This window comes from Acinetobacter johnsonii CIP 64.6, assembly GCF_000368045.1.
GTDB classification, from domain to species: domain Bacteria; phylum Pseudomonadota; class Gammaproteobacteria; order Pseudomonadales; family Moraxellaceae; genus Acinetobacter; species Acinetobacter johnsonii.
Genome location: NZ_KB849238.1, coordinates 113,797 through 131,744, shown reverse-complemented (window position 1 = coordinate 131,744; position 17,948 = coordinate 113,797). Strand labels below are relative to the sequence as shown.

Annotated in this window: 15 protein-coding genes, 4 tRNA genes and 1 rRNA gene; 6 read left to right on the top strand and 14 right to left on the bottom strand. The window is 43.0% G+C overall.

Annotated features, from left to right (window positions below; all coding sequences use genetic code 11):
• Positions 1-1,211: ribosomal RNA gene (locus tag F986_RS17595) — 16S ribosomal RNA — on the bottom strand; the annotation flags it as partial.
• 506 nt (positions 1,212-1,717) lie between these two features.
• Between F986_RS17595 and F986_RS17590 the strand changes: the two genes are divergently transcribed.
• The 3 genes from F986_RS17590 to F986_RS17580 are packed head-to-tail and all read left to right on the top strand — an operon-like array spanning position 1,718 to position 3,934.
• Positions 1,718-2,218: a regulatory sequestration protein YfiR gene (locus F986_RS17590; protein ID WP_004697815.1), complete on the top strand. Its 501-nt coding sequence runs from the start codon at positions 1,718-1,720 to the stop codon at positions 2,216-2,218.
• 4 nt (positions 2,219-2,222) lie between these two features.
• A complete protein-coding gene (locus F986_RS17585) occupies positions 2,223-3,461 on the top strand; it encodes a diguanylate cyclase DgcN/YfiN (protein WP_004697812.1) in 1,239 nt (412 codons plus the stop codon).
• Positions 3,455-3,934 (top strand): outer membrane lipoprotein YfiB, encoded by a 480-nt coding sequence (locus F986_RS17580; RefSeq protein WP_004697809.1) that lies wholly within the window; start codon positions 3,455-3,457, stop codon positions 3,932-3,934. The genes F986_RS17585 and F986_RS17580 overlap by 7 nt, the downstream gene beginning before the upstream one ends.
• A 122-nt stretch (positions 3,935-4,056) precedes the next feature.
• Here F986_RS17580 and F986_RS17575 read toward each other — a convergent pair.
• From F986_RS17575 to F986_RS17535, 9 genes are all read right to left on the bottom strand, one after another.
• Positions 4,057-4,133, bottom strand: a tRNA-Pro gene (locus tag F986_RS17575).
• A gap of 18 nt (positions 4,134-4,151) precedes the next feature.
• A tRNA-His gene (locus F986_RS17570) sits at positions 4,152-4,227 on the bottom strand.
• A 35-nt stretch (positions 4,228-4,262) separates the two neighbouring features.
• Positions 4,263-4,339, bottom strand: a tRNA-Arg gene (locus F986_RS17565).
• A gap of 46 nt (positions 4,340-4,385) precedes the next feature.
• A tRNA-Pro gene (locus F986_RS17560) sits at positions 4,386-4,462 on the bottom strand.
• A 153-nt stretch (positions 4,463-4,615) separates the two neighbouring features.
• Positions 4,616-5,683, bottom strand: coding sequence for a quinolinate synthase NadA (nadA, locus tag F986_RS17555; RefSeq protein WP_026056439.1), 1,068 nt, complete (start codon positions 5,681-5,683; stop codon positions 4,616-4,618).
• Between the two features lie 145 nt (positions 5,684-5,828).
• Positions 5,829-7,049: a bifunctional glutamate N-acetyltransferase/amino-acid acetyltransferase ArgJ gene (gene argJ / locus F986_RS17550; RefSeq protein WP_004697805.1), complete on the bottom strand. Its 1,221-nt coding sequence runs from the start codon at positions 7,047-7,049 to the stop codon at positions 5,829-5,831.
• Positions 7,050-7,206: 157 nt separating this feature from the next.
• Positions 7,207-7,554 carry a hypothetical protein gene (locus F986_RS17545; RefSeq protein ID WP_004697804.1) on the bottom strand — a complete coding sequence of 116 codons (348 nt, stop codon included), beginning with the start codon at positions 7,552-7,554 and terminating at the stop codon, positions 7,207-7,209.
• 192 nt (positions 7,555-7,746) lie between these two features.
• Positions 7,747-10,470, bottom strand: a complete 2,724-nt coding sequence (gene secA, locus F986_RS17540) for a preprotein translocase subunit SecA (RefSeq protein ID WP_004697801.1) — start codon at positions 10,468-10,470, stop codon at positions 7,747-7,749.
• Positions 10,471-10,685: 215 nt separating this feature from the next.
• The gene (locus F986_RS17535; protein ID WP_004697800.1) at positions 10,686-11,111 is read right to left on the bottom strand and encodes a hypothetical protein; all 426 of its coding nucleotides are present in this window, start codon (positions 11,109-11,111) and stop codon (positions 10,686-10,688) included.
• A gap of 356 nt (positions 11,112-11,467) precedes the next feature.
• On the opposite strand from F986_RS17535, the gene F986_RS17530 reads away from it, so the two are divergent.
• The 3 genes from F986_RS17530 to F986_RS17520 all read left to right on the top strand — a co-directional run bounded on the left by F986_RS17530 (position 11,468) and on the right by F986_RS17520 (position 13,814).
• Positions 11,468-12,109 carry a peroxiredoxin gene (locus tag F986_RS17530; protein ID WP_004697798.1) on the top strand — a complete coding sequence of 214 codons (642 nt, stop codon included), beginning with the start codon at positions 11,468-11,470 and terminating at the stop codon, positions 12,107-12,109.
• Between the two features lie 308 nt (positions 12,110-12,417).
• Positions 12,418-13,242 (top strand): MBL fold metallo-hydrolase, encoded by an 825-nt coding sequence (locus F986_RS17525; protein ID WP_004697796.1) that lies wholly within the window; start codon positions 12,418-12,420, stop codon positions 13,240-13,242.
• Positions 13,239-13,814: a dual specificity protein phosphatase family protein gene (locus tag F986_RS17520; protein WP_004697794.1), complete on the top strand. Its 576-nt coding sequence runs from the start codon at positions 13,239-13,241 to the stop codon at positions 13,812-13,814. Before F986_RS17525 ends, F986_RS17520 begins: the two co-directional genes overlap by 4 nt.
• Before the next feature lie 26 nt (positions 13,815-13,840).
• Here F986_RS17520 and F986_RS17515 read toward each other — a convergent pair whose 3' ends face one another.
• Genes F986_RS17515 through trpA form a run of 4 tightly spaced genes read right to left on the bottom strand, consistent with a single transcriptional unit; the run spans position 13,841 to position 17,821 of the window.
• Entirely contained in the window at positions 13,841-14,854 is a 1,014-nt protein-coding gene (locus F986_RS17515; RefSeq protein ID WP_406935410.1) for an SPOR domain-containing protein, read from the bottom strand.
• Positions 14,845-16,128: a bifunctional tetrahydrofolate synthase/dihydrofolate synthase gene (gene folC, locus F986_RS17510; protein ID WP_004697790.1), complete on the bottom strand. Its 1,284-nt coding sequence runs from the start codon at positions 16,126-16,128 to the stop codon at positions 14,845-14,847. Before folC ends, F986_RS17515 begins: the two co-directional genes overlap by 10 nt.
• Complete coding sequence (gene accD, locus F986_RS17505; protein WP_004697788.1) at positions 16,125-17,021, bottom strand: acetyl-CoA carboxylase, carboxyltransferase subunit beta; 897 nt, start codon at positions 17,019-17,021, stop codon at positions 16,125-16,127. The genes folC and accD overlap by 4 nt, the downstream gene beginning before the upstream one ends.
• A complete protein-coding gene (trpA, locus tag F986_RS17500; RefSeq protein WP_004697786.1) occupies positions 17,018-17,821 on the bottom strand; it encodes a tryptophan synthase subunit alpha in 804 nt (267 codons plus the stop codon). Before trpA ends, accD begins: the two co-directional genes overlap by 4 nt.
• Between the last annotated feature and the right edge of the window lie 127 nt (positions 17,822-17,948).

Here is a 17,948-nt window from a genome sequence, read left to right as displayed (position 1 = left end):
CGTAAGGGCCATGATGACTTGACGTCGTCCCCGCCTTCCTCCAGTTTGTCACTGGCAGTATCCTTAAAGTTCCCGGCTTAACCCGCTGGCAAATAAGGAAAAGGGTTGCGCTCGTTGCGGGACTTAACCCAACATCTCACGACACGAGCTGACGACAGCCATGCAGCACCTGTATGTAAGTTCCCGAAGGCACCAATCCATCTCTGGAAAGTTCTTACTATGTCAAGACCAGGTAAGGTTCTTCGCGTTGCATCGAATTAAACCACATGCTCCACCGCTTGTGCGGGCCCCCGTCAATTCATTTGAGTTTTAGTCTTGCGACCGTACTCCCCAGGCGGTCTACTTATCGCGTTAGCTGCGCCACTAAAGCCTCAAAGGCCCCAACGGCTAGTAGACATCGTTTACGGCATGGACTACCAGGGTATCTAATCCTGTTTGCTCCCCATGCTTTCGTACCTCAGCGTCAGTATTAGGCCAGATGGCTGCCTTCGCCATCGGTATTCCTCCAGATCTCTACGCATTTCACCGCTACACCTGGAATTCTACCATCCTCTCCCATACTCTAGCTTCCCAGTATCGAATGCAATTCCTAAGTTAAGCTCAGGGATTTCACATCCGACTTAAAAAGCCGCCTACGCACGCTTTACGCCCAGTAAATCCGATTAACGCTCGCACCCTCTGTATTACCGCGGCTGCTGGCACAGAGTTAGCCGGTGCTTATTCTGCGAGTAACGTCCACTATCCTAGAGTATTAATCCAAGTAGCCTCCTCCTCGCTTAAAGTGCTTTACAACCAAAAGGCCTTCTTCACACACGCGGCATGGCTGGATCAGGCTTTCGCCCATTGTCCAATATTCCCCACTGCTGCCTCCCGTAGGAGTCTGGGCCGTGTCTCAGTCCCAGTGTGGCGGATCATCCTCTCAGACCCGCTACAGATCGTCGCCTTGGTAGGCCTTTACCCCACCAACTAGCTAATCTGACTTAGGCTCATCTATTAGCGCAAGGTCCGAAGATCCCCTGCTTTCCCCCGTAGGGCGTATGCGGTATTAGCATTCCTTTCGGAATGTTGTCCCCCACTAATAGGCAGATTCCTAAGCATTACTCACCCGTCCGCCGCTAGGTTAGGTAGCAAGCTACCTTTCCCCGCTCGACTTGCATGTGTTAAGCCTGCCGCCAGCGTTCAATCTGAGCCATGATCAAACTCTTCAGTTAAAAATCATTAGTAGCTTATGGCTACAAATCTTGGCTCATCAATTTTCTGACAAATATTTCTCAAATAAACTTCGAGTAATTTCTACCATCAATCAATGAAATATTTTCGATCGATCAATCAGTAAAAATCCACACAAGTTGTTCTTCATAATCTCTTAATGATCTTCTTGCTGATTCGTCATCAGCAAGCTAGGTCGGCTATACTACTCTCTCTCCAGAGAAAGTCAACTGGTTTTGTTAATTATTTTAAACTTACTCAAGACTCTCAGATTCTACCGCTTGGGCTAAATCCTTGTTTATCAACAAGTTTTAATCAACATCACCGCCGATGGATGTGCATTCTACAGTATTTCTAATCCCTTGCAACACCTTTTTCTATTATTTTATCTCAAGCGCATATTTTTTGGTCAAAAATGTGATTTTTGTCGATTATTAAAGCAATTTTAACCATCACTGTTTATTTTTCGTTAAAATAAGCTCACTTTCGCTGCCAAGCAAAATGAATAATGACAGCTTTTAAATACAAAATTTATTTAACCCTCTTGTACTGTTTAATGATTTCTCAGGTACAGGCACAACCACAACTAAATCTCCCCGCAACCACATTGACGATTTTGAGCTATGTGCGCTGGAATACTCCCAATCCTATTTCTTTATGTATTTTAAATAACAGCCAATTATCCAATCAGTTCATTCAAGTGAATCAGCAACTCAAGAGTGCATATCAAATTCAAGCGGTCAGTTTGTCTGAATTGAATAAGGTTATGTGCAATGCTGTTTTTTTCTCAACCTACACACCACGTGAAGAACAAAATATTATAAATAACCTAAAAGATACTCCTCTGACATTCAGCTCTAACAATACTGAATGCGAATTAGGTAGCGCATTTTGCTTATATCAAAATAAAACACGAACTTCCTTTAAGGTAAACTTGGCCAGCCTGTCCCAGTCCCAAGCACGTGTAGATCCACGTGTTTTATTATTAGCAAAATCTACGGAGCCTTAAGTCAATGTTTCGTAAAAGCTCTAATACTTCTCTACAAAAAATTTTTAGTCAGTCTCAATTGCTGATTTTTGCTCTTACTCTTGGAATTTGTAGTTTAATTTTCGTGGTGATTTCCATCTACACCATGAATACCTATGCCAAGCAAAGCCTCAATATTTTTAGCGCAACCTTAAGTGAGCAAATTCAACCTGCTGTCATTTTCAATGATCCTATTACGCTACAGCAAACGCTGAACAATCATATTCAGCAATATCCAATTCGCGCTATTCAAGTAATCAACCTACAAGGGAAACCACTGGCCGAAGCATACAAACCTACACCTGAGTTTGCATGGACGGAAAATCTGTTTGATAAGGTCTTCTTTAAACACCCTATGACACGCACCATCCAACATCAAAATAACCAGTACGGGACATTGATCATTTACGGTAGTGCCACTCAACTCATGAGCTTTTTCTTTCAGCTCTTGATTTGTCTCTCCGCTGGCATTTTTGTCATCCTGTTGATTATGTTGTGGTTGGTACATTCAACCTATCAAAAACTAATGCACTCAATTCAACCCATGGTCAATACCGCTGAAAGCCTTAATCTTGATACTCAATATCAAGCACGTCTTCCATCATCCCCTATTTATGAATTTCGCGTCATCAGTGGTGCATTTAATAATTTATTAGATAAGGTGCAGCGCACCAATGAAAAACTACAAAGCGAAAACTCTCAGTTATCACATCAAGCATTGCATGATCAGTTAACCGAACTCCCGAATCGTCATTATTTTTACAATATTTTGTTTAATCAATTTGAGCACCCTGAGAAAAACCAGACCGCTCTCTTTTTTATTGACAACAATAACTTTAAAAACATTAATGATGTTTATGGGCACTTAGCAGGTGATGCCGTCCTCAAAGAAATGGCCCAACGTTTGAAAAAGAATGTCAGAAGCCACGATGTGGTTGCGCGCTTAGGTGGTGATGAATTTGCAATTCTGCTCCGCAATATCAAACACTATGATCATTTAGAACTAATTTGCGAGCATTTAATCGAATGCAGTAAAGCCCCGTTATCTTTTGATCAACATCAGATTTATTTTAGTTTCAGTATTGGCGTTGCTTTCTCAAAATGTGCAACAACGCCTGAAGATTTGATTGCTGAAGCAGACAATGCCATGTATAAAGCCAAAAACTTAGCTCAAGGGTGGTACATCACACCTTGCCTAAATCCTGATCAGGAATCCTCATGTTAAAACATCTTTGTAAATTTATGCTTATCGCAGGTCTTATCACTGCTTTATCTGGCTGTCTCAGTTTAGGGCACCTCAACTATAAACAAGCACGCATGCTGAAGAAACAAGGCTTCACCTTGACCGAAGAAGGCTGGACGCTGAGACTGCCTGAAAAATTATTGTTCGGCTTTGACCAATCAGATATTCAAGCCGCTCAAAAACCCGCACTCGAAGCGCTTTCTAAACAGCTACAGCAATACAATTTAAATAAAATTAAAGTGGTTGGACATACAGATAATATTGGTGACCCAAGCTACAATCAAACACTCTCGGAGAAACGCGCATCAACGGTTAGCCAGATTTTTATCGAAACAGGGTTTAAAACTCAAAATATTCAGAGCATGGGTCGCGGTGCATCACAACCTCTGGTAGAAAATAGCAGTGAAGAGAATCGAGCGCTGAATCGTCGCGTGAATATTATTATTATTCCTTAAGCATCTCTGCTGTATGTTTTATCTTTAGCCTTCGTCACGAAGGCTTTTTTATGTACTTTACTAAATTTCAGCCATAAAAAAACCGCTTAACGCGGTATCTTTATCTCGACCATTTCAATAAATGGTCGGAGCAGTAGGATTCGAACCTACGACCCCCTGGTCCCAAACCAGGTGCACTACCAGGCTGTGCTATGCTCCGATTTCAACTTTTTAAAGTTGGGGTGAATGACGGGATTCGAACCCGCGACAACTGGAATCACAATCCAGGGCTCTACCAACTGAGCTACATCCACCATAACGTGTCGGTTCTTAATACCAAGCTACCTAATGGCGCGCCTGACAGGATTCGAACCTGTGACCATCCGCTTAGAAGGCGGATGCTCTATCCAACTGAGCTACAGGCGCATGACCAATAATACGAGGTATTATGGATAACCTTGCCTTGAAGAATTGGTCGGAGCAGTAGGATTCGAACCTACGACCCCCTGGTCCCAAACCAGGTGCACTACCAGGCTGTGCTATGCTCCGATTCATCTCAGCTTTTGTATCGAACATCTCGTTCGGTACGGTGTGCATTCTAGGCGTGACGCTTGATAACGTCAACACCTATATTTAAAAAAAATAAAAAAATCACGTCAAATGTATATTAATCAAGCGTTTCAGGCATTTTTTATACAAATTTTAACGTTTTAGCGATGTACTGAAATCTAACATGCGATCTAAAGGTAATTTTGCACGCTCAGCAAGTGCTGGATCTACGAATATTTCCTGATCGCCACGCTGTAATACCTCTAAAATACCATCCAGCTCATTCATTGCCATCCATGGACAATGTGCACAAGAACGACAGGTTGCACCCTCTCCGGCTGTTGGTGCTTCAACCAAAATTTTGTTGGGCACTGCTTGTTGCATTTTGTAGAAAATACCCCGATCAGTTGCCACAATCAGTCGCTCATTGGGTAAGGTTTGCGCAGCTTTGATTAGTTGCGAAGTACTTCCAACGGCATCAGCAACATCCACCACCGACTCAGGTGACTCAGGATGTACCAGCACCGCAGCATCAGGATAAAGCGCCTTCATTTGCGCGATGCCACGTGCACGAAATTCTTCATGCACAATACATGCACCATCCCAAAGCAACATGTCTGCGCCTGTTTTCTTTTGGATATAACGGCCTAAATGCTGATCAGGCGCCCAAATAATCTTTTCACCTAAACTGTCTAGATGCTCAATAATTTCGACCGCACAGCTTGAGGTCACTACCCAATCAGCACGAGCTTTAACTGCTGCTGAAGTGTTGGCATAGACCACTACTGTATGGTCTGGATGGGCATCACAAAACTGACTAAATTCTTCAACAGGACAACCCAAATCTAAAGAACATGTGGCCTCTAAAGTTGGCATCAGAATGGTTTTATTCGGTGATAAAATTTTTGAGGTTTCACCCATAAATTTAACGCCTGCCACCACCAAGGTTGATGCTGGATGATCACGACCAAAGCGGGCCATTTCCAATGAATCAGAAACACATCCACCACTTAACTCGGCCAATTCCTGTACTTCAGGATCGCAATAGTAGTGCGCCACCAATACCGCATCGCGCTTTTTCAACTCGTCCAAGATTAAAGCAAATTTTTCTTGCTTCAGTTCTTCACTGAGCTTTGAGTCTTTGGTTTCACCCAAACGGTCCAAATGCGCCTGCACAATTGATTTTGCGTCATTGGCAATTAAATTGGTCGCATTGTTCATCATTCATTCATCCCTTCATGCTTATCGGCAAGCAAGTCCCGCACTTAATTTATTGGCCAAATGGCTTCTCGGCTTTTGACCAATCATTCAAAAGTTCTTATGGTAAAAAAGCCTCCAAAGGAGGCTTTTTTTAAACTCGTTAAGATTAAGAGCGATAATCCGCATTAATCTTTACATAGTCATAAGATAAGTCACAGGTATACACTGTGTCTTTCGCTGCCCCGCGTCCTAGATCTACACGAATGGTCATTTCAGCTTGTGACATTACACGAGCACCTTCCGCTTCCGTGTAATCGGCAGCCGCACCACCATCCTTACAGATTTGCACATCATCTAACCAAACTTGGATTTTTTCAACATCTAAATTTTTAACCCCAGCATAACCAATCGCAGCCAAGATACGTCCCCAGTTCGGATCTGACGCAAAAATCGCAGTTTTAACCAAAGGTGAATGCGCAATACTATAAGCAATATCGCAGCATTCTTGCGTGTCATGACCACCTTCAACAGCAACCGTAATAAACTTAGTTGCACCTTCACCATCACGCACAATCAGTTGTGCAAGACGTTTCATCATACGCGTGAGTACATCTAGCACTACGGTATAGCGTGCATCTTGGGTTGAGCTAATTTCAACACCACCCGCTTGACCCGTAGCCGCAAAGATACAGGAGTCATTGGTTGAAGTATCACCGTCAATGGTAATTCGGTTGAACGAAACATTAACCGTTTCGCTCAACAGTTGCTGAACCAACTCGCGGCTGATAGGTGCATCAGTTGCAACATAGCCCAACATCGTTGCCATATTGGGACGAATCATGCCTGCACCCTTAGAAATACCCGTCATGGTATACGTGACGCCATCCAATTCGAATTGCTCAGATGCACCTTTTGGTGTGGTGTCTGTGGTCATAATCCCGGTAGCAGCTGTATCCCAAGCATCAGTACTCAAACTATTTAATGCAGGCTGTAATCCATTTAACAAACGCTCCAACGGCAATTGTTCACCAATCACCCCTGTTGAAAACGGTAACACTTCCGTTGCTTGCACACCGGCAAGCTCAGCCAATTTTGCACAAGTACGTTCAGCATTCAGCATGCCTGTCTTGCCTGTACCTGCATTGGCATTGCCAGTGTTAATAATGAGGTAGCGCGGATTCGCCACTTGTAAGTGCGCTTTTGACACATGCACAGGTGCTGCACAGAACGCATTTTGAGTGAAAACACCCGCAACATTCGTTCCTTCAGCAAATTCGAAAATGACAAGATCACGTCGGTTCTGATAGCGCACATAAGCTTCAGCCGTTCCGATTCTCACCCCTTTCACCACGTGCATTTGTGGCATTGATACGTCACCTACTGGCATTTTAAACGTCCAATTCATTTGTTAGAAAAAACACAGCTTATTAGAATTTTCAGAAAAAATCGAGCAGAAGACTTTGTTTGCTTTAACTTTTCAATGCACACTCATTTTTGACATAAAAAAACCAATCCGAAGATTGGTTTTATGCAGCAGCATTTGATTAATTTGAAGCAAGCTGTGCTGAGTTAGACAAAAGCGCTTGTTTAGCATTTTCTTGGCTTACAGGAGAAAGTGCTGGGTTTGAAGCCACAATACGGTTCACCGTTACTGCATTTACAGGAGCAATAGCAGCCGTTTGCAGAACTACTGGACGTTGATTTGGATTGGCAAAGGTATAACGAATACCTGTACGCGGGCTTTGTACCGTAATATTGCCATTGGCTTGTGCCGCAGGTGCTGTGGTTGCACCGCGCGCTTGTTGAACTTTAGCTGCGGTAGTGGTATCTGCAAATGCAAAAGTTGGAAGCGCTAAAGCTACAATCATGATTGGTTTTAATACTTTTTTCATTGTCTTTCCACTTTAGAGGTTTAGATGATGAGCAACTAAATAGCATTTAATGCCTAACACTGCAAATGCTATTCACATTATGCAACGCTTTAGCTGTAATCAGAATCGTATTTGGATTGATCTTAACGTCAATTTTTCAGTCATACCAATAAAAAGCAGAACCGAAGTTCTGCTTTTTCACTCGTTCACAGTTTATATTTTACCGTGACACTGTTTGTATTTTAAGCCTGAACCACATGGGCAAGGCGCGTTACGACTCGCAGGTGCCGCAAACTCTTCTACAGGCTCGTACTGTGCATCTACTTCTGCGAATTGGCTTTGATCATCGGCCAACAAACCATCAAAGTCTGCATGCGACAAGTTCAATTGCATCGCTTCAGCTTGAGCTTGCTTTTGAGCTTCCATTTCAGCCAGCTCTTCAGCCGTTGGTACATGTACGCGAGATAAGTCAGTCACAACATCCGATTTGATAATCGCCAACATATTTACAAATAAGTTATACGCTTCTTTTTTGTATTCTTGCTCAGGATTTTTCTGTGCATAACCACGTAAGTGAATGCCTTGGCGTAAATAATCCATCGCCGCCAAGTGATCTTTCCAGTGACGATCCAGCGAGTTCAGCATGAAGTGACGCTCCAGCATAACTGCTGTTTCATCACCCATTTGCTCACGGCGGCTACGGTAGCGCTGTACCACTTCATCAGTAATACGCTCAACTAAAGACTCTTCATCTAAACGACGGTCATCTTCCAACCATTGGTTGATTGGCAAATCAATTGCAAGGTCTTCACGTAATGCTTTTTCAAGCCCGTCAATATCCCATTGATCATGAATTGACTCAGGTGGGATATAGTTAGAAATCACGCCTTTCATCACATCACGTTGCATCTCTTCGATGTAATCTTGCAATGTGCTTTCCGCCAAAACCTCATCACGTTGCGAGTAAATAATTTTACGCTGTTCGTTGTTGACGTCATCGTATTTCAATAAGTTCTTACGAATATCGAAGTTACGTGCTTCAACTTTGCGCTGCGCATTTTCAATCGAACGTGACACCATTTTATGCTCAATGGCTTCGTCTTCTTGTAAGCCCATCGCACGCATCATACCCACAACACGATCACCCGCAAAGATACGCATTAAGTCATCTTCAAGTGATAAGTAGAAACGTGATACACCAGGGTCACCTTGACGACCTGCACGACCACGGAGCTGGTTATCAATACGACGTGATTCGTGACGCTCAGAACCAATGATGTGTAAGCCACCAGAACTTAATACCATTTCATGGCTTTGTTCCCATTCGGCTTTTAAGCGCGCTTCATCTTCAGGGGTTGGGTTTTCAATTTTTGCCAGTAAAGCTTTCCAGTTACCACCAAGCAGAATGTCTGTACCACGACCTGCCATATTGGTTGCAATAGTTACTGCTCGCGGTGCACCCGCTTGCGCAATAATATCTGCTTCACGTTCGTGTTGTTTCGCATTTAACACTTCGTGCTGAATACCAGCATCACGCAATTTATCAGAAAGAATCTCAGAGGCTTCAATGGTTGCTGTACCAATCAAAATTGGTGCTACACCAGACTCATGCACGCGTTGAATTTCTTGAATAATCGCGTTGTATTTACCATTACGATTTAAATAAATTAAATCGTTTTGATCGAGACGAACCATTGGTCGGTGCGTCGGAATGATGACTACATCTAAACCATAAATTTCTTTCATTTCCGCAGCTTCAGTATCGGCAGTACCGGTCATACCCGAAAGCTTTTTGTATAGGCGGAAATAGTTCTGGAAGGTTGTGGTTGCAAGCGTTTGGTTTTCAGGCTGGATTTCTAAGCCTTCTTTTGCTTCAACTGCTTGGTGTAGACCTTCTGACCAGCGACGACCTGGCATGGTACGTCCTGTGTTTTCATCGACAATAATCACTTCACCATCATTGATGATGTAATGCACATTGCGTTGATACAAGTAATGCGCACGAATGGCAGCAGTAACATGATGAACTAGATTTAGGTTGGTCGATGAATACAGGCTTTCACCTTCAGCCAACAAGCCCATTTCAATCAGTTCATTTTCAACCGTTTCAAAACCAATTTCTGTCATTTCAACAGAACGTTGTTTTTCATCAATCCAGAAATGCCCCCCATCCGCGACTTTTTCTTCTTTCTGCGCATGCAGTTTGGGCGGAATGCTATTGATTGCGGCATACAACTGTGAAGAATCATCACTTTGCCCTGAAATAATCAAAGGCGTACGCGCTTCATCAATTAAGATCGAATCGACTTCATCAATGATGGCATAGATCAAACCACGTTGTTTTTTCTCAGCAAGCGAGAACACCATGTTGTCACGTAGATAGTCAAAGCCAAATTCGTTGTTGGTACCGTAGGTAATATCGGCACGATAGGCTTCAGCTTTCTCTGTTGGATCTTGCATGGAATAGATAATCCCGATGCTTAAACCCAAGAATTCAAAGAGCGGACGGTTTAATTCTGCATCACGCTGTGCCAAGTAGTCATTCACGGTAATGACATGAACACCTTGAGCACTAATCGCGTTTAAATAACACGCCAAGGTACCCATCAGGGTTTTACCTTCACCTGTACGCATCTCTGCAATTTTACCTTCGTGTAAGGTAATACCACCAATCAACTGTACATCATAATGACGCATGCCCATTACACGCTTAGCTGCTTCACGGCAGACGGCAAATGCTTCTGGGAGTAATTTATCAAGGCTTTCGCCCTTGTTATAACGTTGTTTAAATTCTTCAGTTTTTGCAGATAAGTCTGCATCGCCAAGAGCGGATATCGTCGGCTCGAGCGCATTAATCTTGTCTACGATTTTACGCATGCGTTTGAGTTCGCGCTCATTTTTGGTACCGAAGATTCCTCCGATCAGACTTGCCAACATGAATAGACTCTCTAAATCTTGCTTGTCAAATGAATATGTTTTCTTAGTCGTTATTATGGTGCTAGAAATTTGAAGTACAAGGGCTTTACACAAAACCATTTAAAAAATCTATTCATTGTTTCTAGCCCGTCGAATCTAAGGCAAACTAATGTAACAAATTTTAAACAGCCGACATAGAGATTTCATCCGAACTCATCAGGATTCAACAGTCTTTTTTAAAGTAGCGACTTTAATTGTTTGCAGTTATTCAAGGTTTTGCTTTCAAGCGCTTGATTTTCCCGCAGCGAGGCTTTCACCCCGTTGTTGGACTGACTTGGATTCATGCTCTGTAAGAAACCCAAGAGTTGTTCATCATTGACTCGCATTGCGGTAAGAATCGGAACAAGCTGTACGCAGGTAATATTATAGACATTACTCGCATTCGTATTCTGACCTTGAGTTAACTCTCGCTCGAGAGCTTGTGAAAGGGTGGCTTTACGCTGTTTGAGGCTTTTTTGAGACGCTAGATATTGATCTGTAATTTGTTGTGGCGTTTGACGAGCAGTACTGACTTGGGCTTGTTTCAATTGCCCACCATTCTGCGCATAGGTTACTTCCAGTCCCCATAACACTAAAGTCAGGACGATACCTATTTTTTTCATTGTTCGAATGCTCAAGTTTTTTATACTTTGTGGAATTACTTTAAAAAACAAATATAAATCAATCATAAAAATAATTATAGCTCATAATAAACCGATCGTATGCACGATCAATTCTATAGAGCGATACACTTCAGAAGCCAAAATAACCTCGTCTAAATACCATTAGTAAACATACAAATAAGCGGCCTCTAGAGCAACGATGAAATCAGGTTTAATTTGATCCGTATACATGACAGCTATCCGGCTAATTATGAATATTTCGTATAAACAAATAATAAAACACTATTTTTCATGCAAAAGAAATTGCGCCATAGTGATGTTCATTACATAGACATAAAGATAATTTGAGGTTCAACATGAGTTTACGTTTAGGCGACATCGCACCCAATTTTCAACAAGCATCTAGTGCAGGCGAAATAGATTTTTATCAATTTTTAGGCGATAGCTGGGGAGTACTATTTTCACATCCTGCTGACTACACGCCAGTATGTACCACCGAGCTTGGCTTTACCGCAAAACTCAAAGATGAATTTGAAAAACGTGGGGTAAAAGCCATTGCCCTCTCGGTCGATGATGTTGAGTCACATCTGGGGTGGATCAAAGACATCAATGAAACCCAAAATACCACGGTGAACTTCCCGATCATTGCCGACCAAGACCGTAAAGTGTCTGAACTATATGGTTTTATCCATCCCAATGCCAGTGAAACATTGACTGTCCGCTCTTTAGTGATTATCGACCCAAACAAAAAAGTCCGTTTGATTATCACTTACCCTGCATCAACAGGTCGTAATTTCCATGAAATCTTACGCGTAATTGACTCACTGCAGCTGACCGATCATCACAAAGTTGCAACTCCTGCGAACTGGCAACAAGGTGAAGATGTAGTGATTGTGCCATCACTCAAAGATGAAGCTGAAATCGCACAGCGCTTTCCGAAAGGTTATAAAGCAGTCACCCCGTATTTACGCCTGACTCCACAGCCTGAGCAAGGATAAAATATTCTGCTGTTGCAGCAGACAAGTGAAGCCCGAAGTTTTGACCGAGCAGCTCCATTGAAAACAAAATGGAGCACTCAACTCCAAGCCATGCAAAGAGGAACCTAACCCATAAAAATACGTTCAGAGTCCCGTTGTATGATCGTTTCAAATTCCAATGACGAGCTGGGTTTGAACTTTTGAAAGCCTGTCAATCGACAGGCTTTTTTCCGTTTAAAGCAGATACACATAACTCTTTAACAAAATCAAACTGTTAAAACTCAAGTCTTCCGCTATAACAGTCAAAACAATACGATAAAAAAGACTTTATGATTTATAACATTCACCATTTACATTGTGGCACCATGTGTCCAGTGTGTGCCCCACTCTTTGGTCAAAAAGGTTTTCAAGCTAAGGTGGTGTGCCATTGTCTTTTGGTTGAAACAGATCAAGGGCTGGTGCTGATTGATACGGGCTTAGGCATACAGGACTATCTACACACCAAGCAGCGTTTGGGGCAGTTGGTGGCTCGAATTGGAAAAATTGAACAAAACTTAGAATTAACCGCTATTGCACAAATCCAAAAACTTGGCTTTAGCCCAAAGGATGTCAAACACATTTTGGTTTCACATCTGGATTTTGACCATGCGGGGGGTATTTCCGACTTTCCCAATGCAACAGTACATATCCTGTCTAACGAATATAATGCGGCACAAAACCTGAAATCATTTAAAAATAAAGCCCGTTATAAAACACAACAATTTCAGCAGCATCGCCATTGGCACTTTATTGAGCCGATTCACGGTGACGCATGGTTTAATTTGACTCAAGTGCAAGGGTTTGACTTATTTCATAATGAGATTCTTTTGATTCCACTGTTTGGGCATACTGAAGGCCACTGTGGCATTGCCATTAAAACCCAACAAGGTTGGAAACTCTTCTGCGGGGATGCTTACTACTCCCACCTAGAACTTACCCCCCAAAACAGACTTCGCAGCTTAAATGCCTTGGAAGTATTTTTTGCCGAAGATAATGCACAGCGTTTAAGTAACTTGCATAAAATTCAACACTTGGCACAGTCTGAACCAAGTATCGAAATCTTTTGCGCACATGACCCTGTTGAACTTTCACACCATCAGAGCCTGATCCTATGACCAAATATCTTGTTATGCTTTCTCTGTGTATCAGTGTTTCTGGCTGTATGACTACACCTGGGCTGCCAGAGACAGAGCGTCCACAACACTGGGGACAGTCGATGCAGCCTGAGCATAATTTCTATCAAATCAGTAAAACCATTTTTCGTAGTGAGCAACCCGATCAAAATTTAGTTCAGAGTTTAAAAGCACAGAAAATTGATGTAATTATTAATTTACGCTCACGCAATCAAGACCTGAAAAAACTATCCAACCAAGGGTTTGAACTGGTACATATCCCCATTCATACATGGGCGATTGACCGAGAAGACTTGTTAAAGGTGATGCAGCAAATCCAACTTGCAGAGCAAAACCAGCAAAAAGTTTTACTGCATTGCTACCATGGTTCAGACCGTACAGGCGCCAGTGTGGCCATGTACCGCATTATTTTTCAAAACTGGTCTACCACTGATGCCTTGGCTGAGATGAAACATGGGGGTTATGGTTTTCATCCAATTTGGCAAAATATTGAGCCATTATTCAGCCCTGAAAATATAAAATGGATTCAACAGCAACTATTGAATCCATCTTAGTGAAGGCAATTAGGTTGAATCCGATCTTAGCGTTTGTCGAGTGGCACCCAGTCAATCACCCATGCGGACTTCATGCCGAGGCTCGCATCTGAAGTAATCTTCTTGCGGGCTGCATCGGCAGTATCACGGTCTTTAGATGGCCCCACCATAATCCGTACGCCTTTAGAGGTTGGACTTTTAGTGACCTTATAGCCCTTGGCACGAAGCTTAGCAGCCAGTGCATCCGCATTGGCTTCATTGGCAGCCAATGCCACCTGTACCATCCACTGCTTATCACCATGTTCAAGCAAATCACGCGCTTTCTCAGCTTCCGCCTTTTTCTTGGCTTCATCAGCTTTACGCTTTTCATCTGCCTTACGTTTGTCTTCCGCTTTTTTCTCAGCATCTGCTTTACGTTCGGCTTCTTTTTTCGCTTCAGATTTACGCTCATCTTCTGCTTTACGTTTAGCCTCTGCTTCTCGCTTAGCTTTATCTTCAAGTGCTTGCTTTTCTGCTAAGACTTTTTGCTCAGCCAGTTTTTTTGTAGCCGCTGCTTTTTCTGCTTCAGTACGTGCTTGCAGCTTTTGCTGTTCCAACTTCTTTAGCTCAGCGGCTTTATCCGCAGCAATTCGCTGTTGCTTGGCTTTTTCATCTTCAACCAATTCTGGTGGAATGTTATCCGAGCTTTGCTGTGCAGCATTACGGTGTGCATTTAACGCGGCATATTCTTCCGCTGCTTTACGTGCAGCATCTGCTTCAGCTTGCTGTTGCATTGCTAAAAATTCGGCCGCACGAGCTTCTTGTTCAGCAACCGATTTTTCACGTGCTACACGTTGTTGTTCCAGTAAACGCTTTTCTGTTTCAACATCAACCGTTAACGGCTGAAGTTGAACCAACTCACCTTCGGCATTGCGTTGCACATTTTGTGTGACTAGCTCTGGTGTTTTAATATTATTTTGATGTATTTCTTCTTTGCCTTTAAGCAGTAATGCCGCCAAAAGGACACCACCACCTAATAAAACAACGCCACCCATCCAACGTTGTTTGCTATTCATTGACATTCTTCCAAATACTCCCATACCGCTTCTAATGTATGAAATGAACCACATACCAAAATCAGCTGATTATTCTTTGTTTCGTCGAGCGCTGATTTAAAAGCCAATTTCACACTGTCAAAGTGCTGCACATGTTGCCCTTGCAGCGCTTGATCCAATTGTTCAATTGGAGCTGCACGCGGGACAGTTAATGTCGCAATTTTCCACATTTGTATGGAATCTTTCAATAACTCTGTGACAGATTTCACATCTTTATCTGCCAACATCGAGAAAACACTGACTACTTCAGTGTACTGTTTATTGTATTTTAGGAAATTTCGCAATTGATTTAATAAAAAAGCAACACCATGCGGGTTATGCCCTGCATCAAAAATTACCGTTTTGTTCTGTATTTGGCGAATTTCAAAACGACCTTGCAATTTTGCATTTTGAATTCCTTCAGAAATAGCCGCTTGAGTGACAGTTAAACCACTCAATAAAACAGCAGCAACAGCTGTTGAAATATTCTCAACCGCCAATGTGCCGAGAGGTAAATTTAAAGTGGTGCCGCTAGATGCAAACATCCACGACTGACCATGCTCACTGCATTGATAAAAATAGTCACGATTCACAGCATAAAGTTTTGCAGCACAAGCATCCGCTTTATCGATAATCGCTTGAGGGATTTGTTGTAAGCCGCCAAACACCACAGGAATATTGGGACGGATGATGCCAGCCTTTTCAAAGGCAATCTTTTCAATGGTATCGCCCAGCCAGTCAGTATGGTCTAAACCAATATTGGTGATCACCGCAACATCGGGTTCAATCACGTTGACCACATCTAAACGACCACCCAGACCCACTTCAAGCACCCAAACATCACAGGCTTGGTCTTTAAAAATGACAAAAGCCGCGAGTGTGGTCGCCTCAAAGAAAGAGAGGCTTAAATCACAATCACGGCGCGCTTGATCCACTTGTACAAAAGCATCGACCAAGCTTTGGTTATCGACCTCGATACCACGTAATTTAACCCGTTCATTAAAACGGTAAATATGTGGTGACTGATACAATCCCACCTTATAGCCTTGCGCATTTAAAATGGCAGCCAATGTAGTGGTGGTCGAACCTTTTCCATTGGTTCCCGCTACAGTTAAAACTTTGGCATCGGGACGTGTCACACCGAGCTTTTCAGCTACAGGAATTACGCGTTCCAATCCTAAATCAATCCCCGTAACGTGAACATGGCCCCAATAATCGAGCCATGTTTCTAAAGAGTCTGTTGCAAGTGGTGCTGTGTTCAAGACAAATTCATCAGTTTCGCGACAATACGATAAACTGTATCACGTAATGCGTGACGGTGAACAATTTGATCGATTACACCATGATCAAGCAAGTATTCCGCGCGCTGGAACGGCTCTTCTAGCTTTTCACGCACAGTTTGTTCGATCACGCGTTTACCTGCAAAACCAATCATCGCTTTCGGCTCTGCAATATGTACATCACCGAGCATTGCTAAAGATGCGGTTACACCACCATAAACAGGATGGGTCAACACCACCAAATAAGGTAAGCCAGCATCTTTCATTTTTTGGATGGCTGCTGAAGTACGCGCCATTTGCATCAAAGACAACATGCCTTCTTGCATACGCGCACCGCCCGAAGCAGCAAAGCAAATCAAAGGTTGTTTGTCCGCAATGGCTTTTTCAGCCGCTTGCACAAAACGGTCACCAACAACCGTACCCATTGAACCACCCATGAAGTCAAATTCAAAGGCACAGGCAACCAAAGGAATACCTTTGAGTAAACCTTGCATCACCACCAAGGCTTCAGTTTCACCTGTTTTGGTCTGCGCTTCACTCATACGCGCTGGATATGGCTTTGAGTCGACAAATTTCAACGGATCTTTGGCTTTAAATTCCTGTCCCAATTCTGTTTGCACTTGGTCAAAGAACCAATTCAAACGATCACGGGCTTTCATACGCAAATGTTCATCACACTGAGGGCAAACATACGCGTTAAATGACATTGCAGTACGTGTAACAAGTGCATGGCACTCAGGGCATTCAATCGTTGGTTCTGTAAACGTCGCCTTGAGTGAGGTTTGCTCATCAGGTACTTGAATACCGGGTACACCACGTTCAGTCCATGGCGTCGATGGGCTTAGGATTTTCCCTGATTTAACATCTTGACTCATACTAACTCATCGAGCGCTGCTCGAAGCTCCTTGACTTTATTAACCGTTTCAACCACGGCTTGTTCTGGTGCTAAGTTTGCAAATTGCTTAACAAAAGCACTACCAACAATCACAGCATCAGCCACTCCGCCCATTGCTTTGGCAGATGTCGCATCACTGATCCCAAAACCAACACCGACAGGAATATCTGTTTCTGCTTTAATTTTCGCAATTCGGTTTGCAGCTTCAGCAACATCTAAAGTTGCTGCACCTGTGACCCCTTTTAAAGACACGTAATAGATGAAACCACTCGCCTGTTTCACCACATGTTTAATGCGTTCGTCCGTTGACGTTGGCGCTAGTAAAAAGATTTGATCCATATCAAATAGCTTCAATACAACATCAAGCTCTGCTGCTTCTTCTGGTGGTAAGTCCACCAGTAGAATGCCATCGACACCACATGCATGCGCAGTCGATACAAACTTTTCATAACCAATGACTTCAACTGGATTCAGATAACCCATCAATACGACTGGGGTCTCTTGATCCTTTTGACGGAACTCTTTGACCATATTCAAAGCGTCTAAGGTATTGGTGCCACCTGCCAATGCGCGTTCTGCAGCAAGGGCAATCACAGGACCATCTGCCATAGGGTCTGAAAATGGAAGACCGAGTTCAATCACATCTACACCCGCCTCGACCATCTGATGTAACAAAGGAACTGTTACCTGTGGATGAGGGTCACCAGCCATAACATAAGAAACCAAAGCTTTACGCTGTTGAGATTTAAGCTGTCCAAAACGAGTGGCTAAACGTGACATAGGGTTGTGCTTTCCTTAACTTGTTTAAAATTAAAACTACTGAGGAGTTGGCTTTGTAAAAATACAAGACGCTGCATTGTAACGCTATTTTTTACTCATTGAATAGAGCACATCGCGTTCGCGTTCC

Excerpts from the sequence above, each read along its gene's own strand:
- F986_RS17590 (WP_004697815.1), top strand. The coding sequence starts at position 1,718 with ATGACAGCTTTTAAATACAAAATTTATTTAACCCTCTTGTACTGTTTA.
- F986_RS17585 (WP_004697812.1), top strand. The coding sequence starts at position 2,223 with ATGTTTCGTAAAAGCTCTAATACTTCTCTACAAAAAATTTTTAGTCAG.
- F986_RS17580 (WP_004697809.1), top strand. The coding sequence starts at position 3,455 with ATGTTAAAACATCTTTGTAAATTTATGCTTATCGCAGGTCTTATCACT.
- nadA (WP_026056439.1), bottom strand. The coding sequence starts at position 5,683 with ATGAACAATGCGACCAATTTAATTGCCAATGACGCAAAATCAATTGTG.
- argJ (WP_004697805.1), bottom strand. The coding sequence starts at position 7,049 with ATGCCAGTAGGTGACGTATCAATGCCACAAATGCACGTGGTGAAAGGG.
- F986_RS17545 (WP_004697804.1), bottom strand. The coding sequence starts at position 7,554 with ATGAAAAAAGTATTAAAACCAATCATGATTGTAGCTTTAGCGCTTCCA.
- secA (WP_004697801.1), bottom strand. The coding sequence starts at position 10,470 with ATGTTGGCAAGTCTGATCGGAGGAATCTTCGGTACCAAAAATGAGCGC.
- F986_RS17535 (WP_004697800.1), bottom strand. The coding sequence starts at position 11,111 with ATGAAAAAAATAGGTATCGTCCTGACTTTAGTGTTATGGGGACTGGAA.
- F986_RS17530 (WP_004697798.1), top strand. The coding sequence starts at position 11,468 with ATGAGTTTACGTTTAGGCGACATCGCACCCAATTTTCAACAAGCATCT.
- F986_RS17525 (WP_004697796.1), top strand. The coding sequence starts at position 12,418 with ATGATTTATAACATTCACCATTTACATTGTGGCACCATGTGTCCAGTG.
- F986_RS17520 (WP_004697794.1), top strand. The coding sequence starts at position 13,239 with ATGACCAAATATCTTGTTATGCTTTCTCTGTGTATCAGTGTTTCTGGC.
- F986_RS17515 (WP_406935410.1), bottom strand. The coding sequence starts at position 14,854 with ATGTCAATGAATAGCAAACAACGTTGGATGGGTGGCGTTGTTTTATTA.
- accD (WP_004697788.1), bottom strand. The coding sequence starts at position 17,021 with ATGAGTCAAGATGTTAAATCAGGGAAAATCCTAAGCCCATCGACGCCA.
- trpA (WP_004697786.1), bottom strand. The coding sequence starts at position 17,821 with ATGTCACGTTTAGCCACTCGTTTTGGACAGCTTAAATCTCAACAGCGT.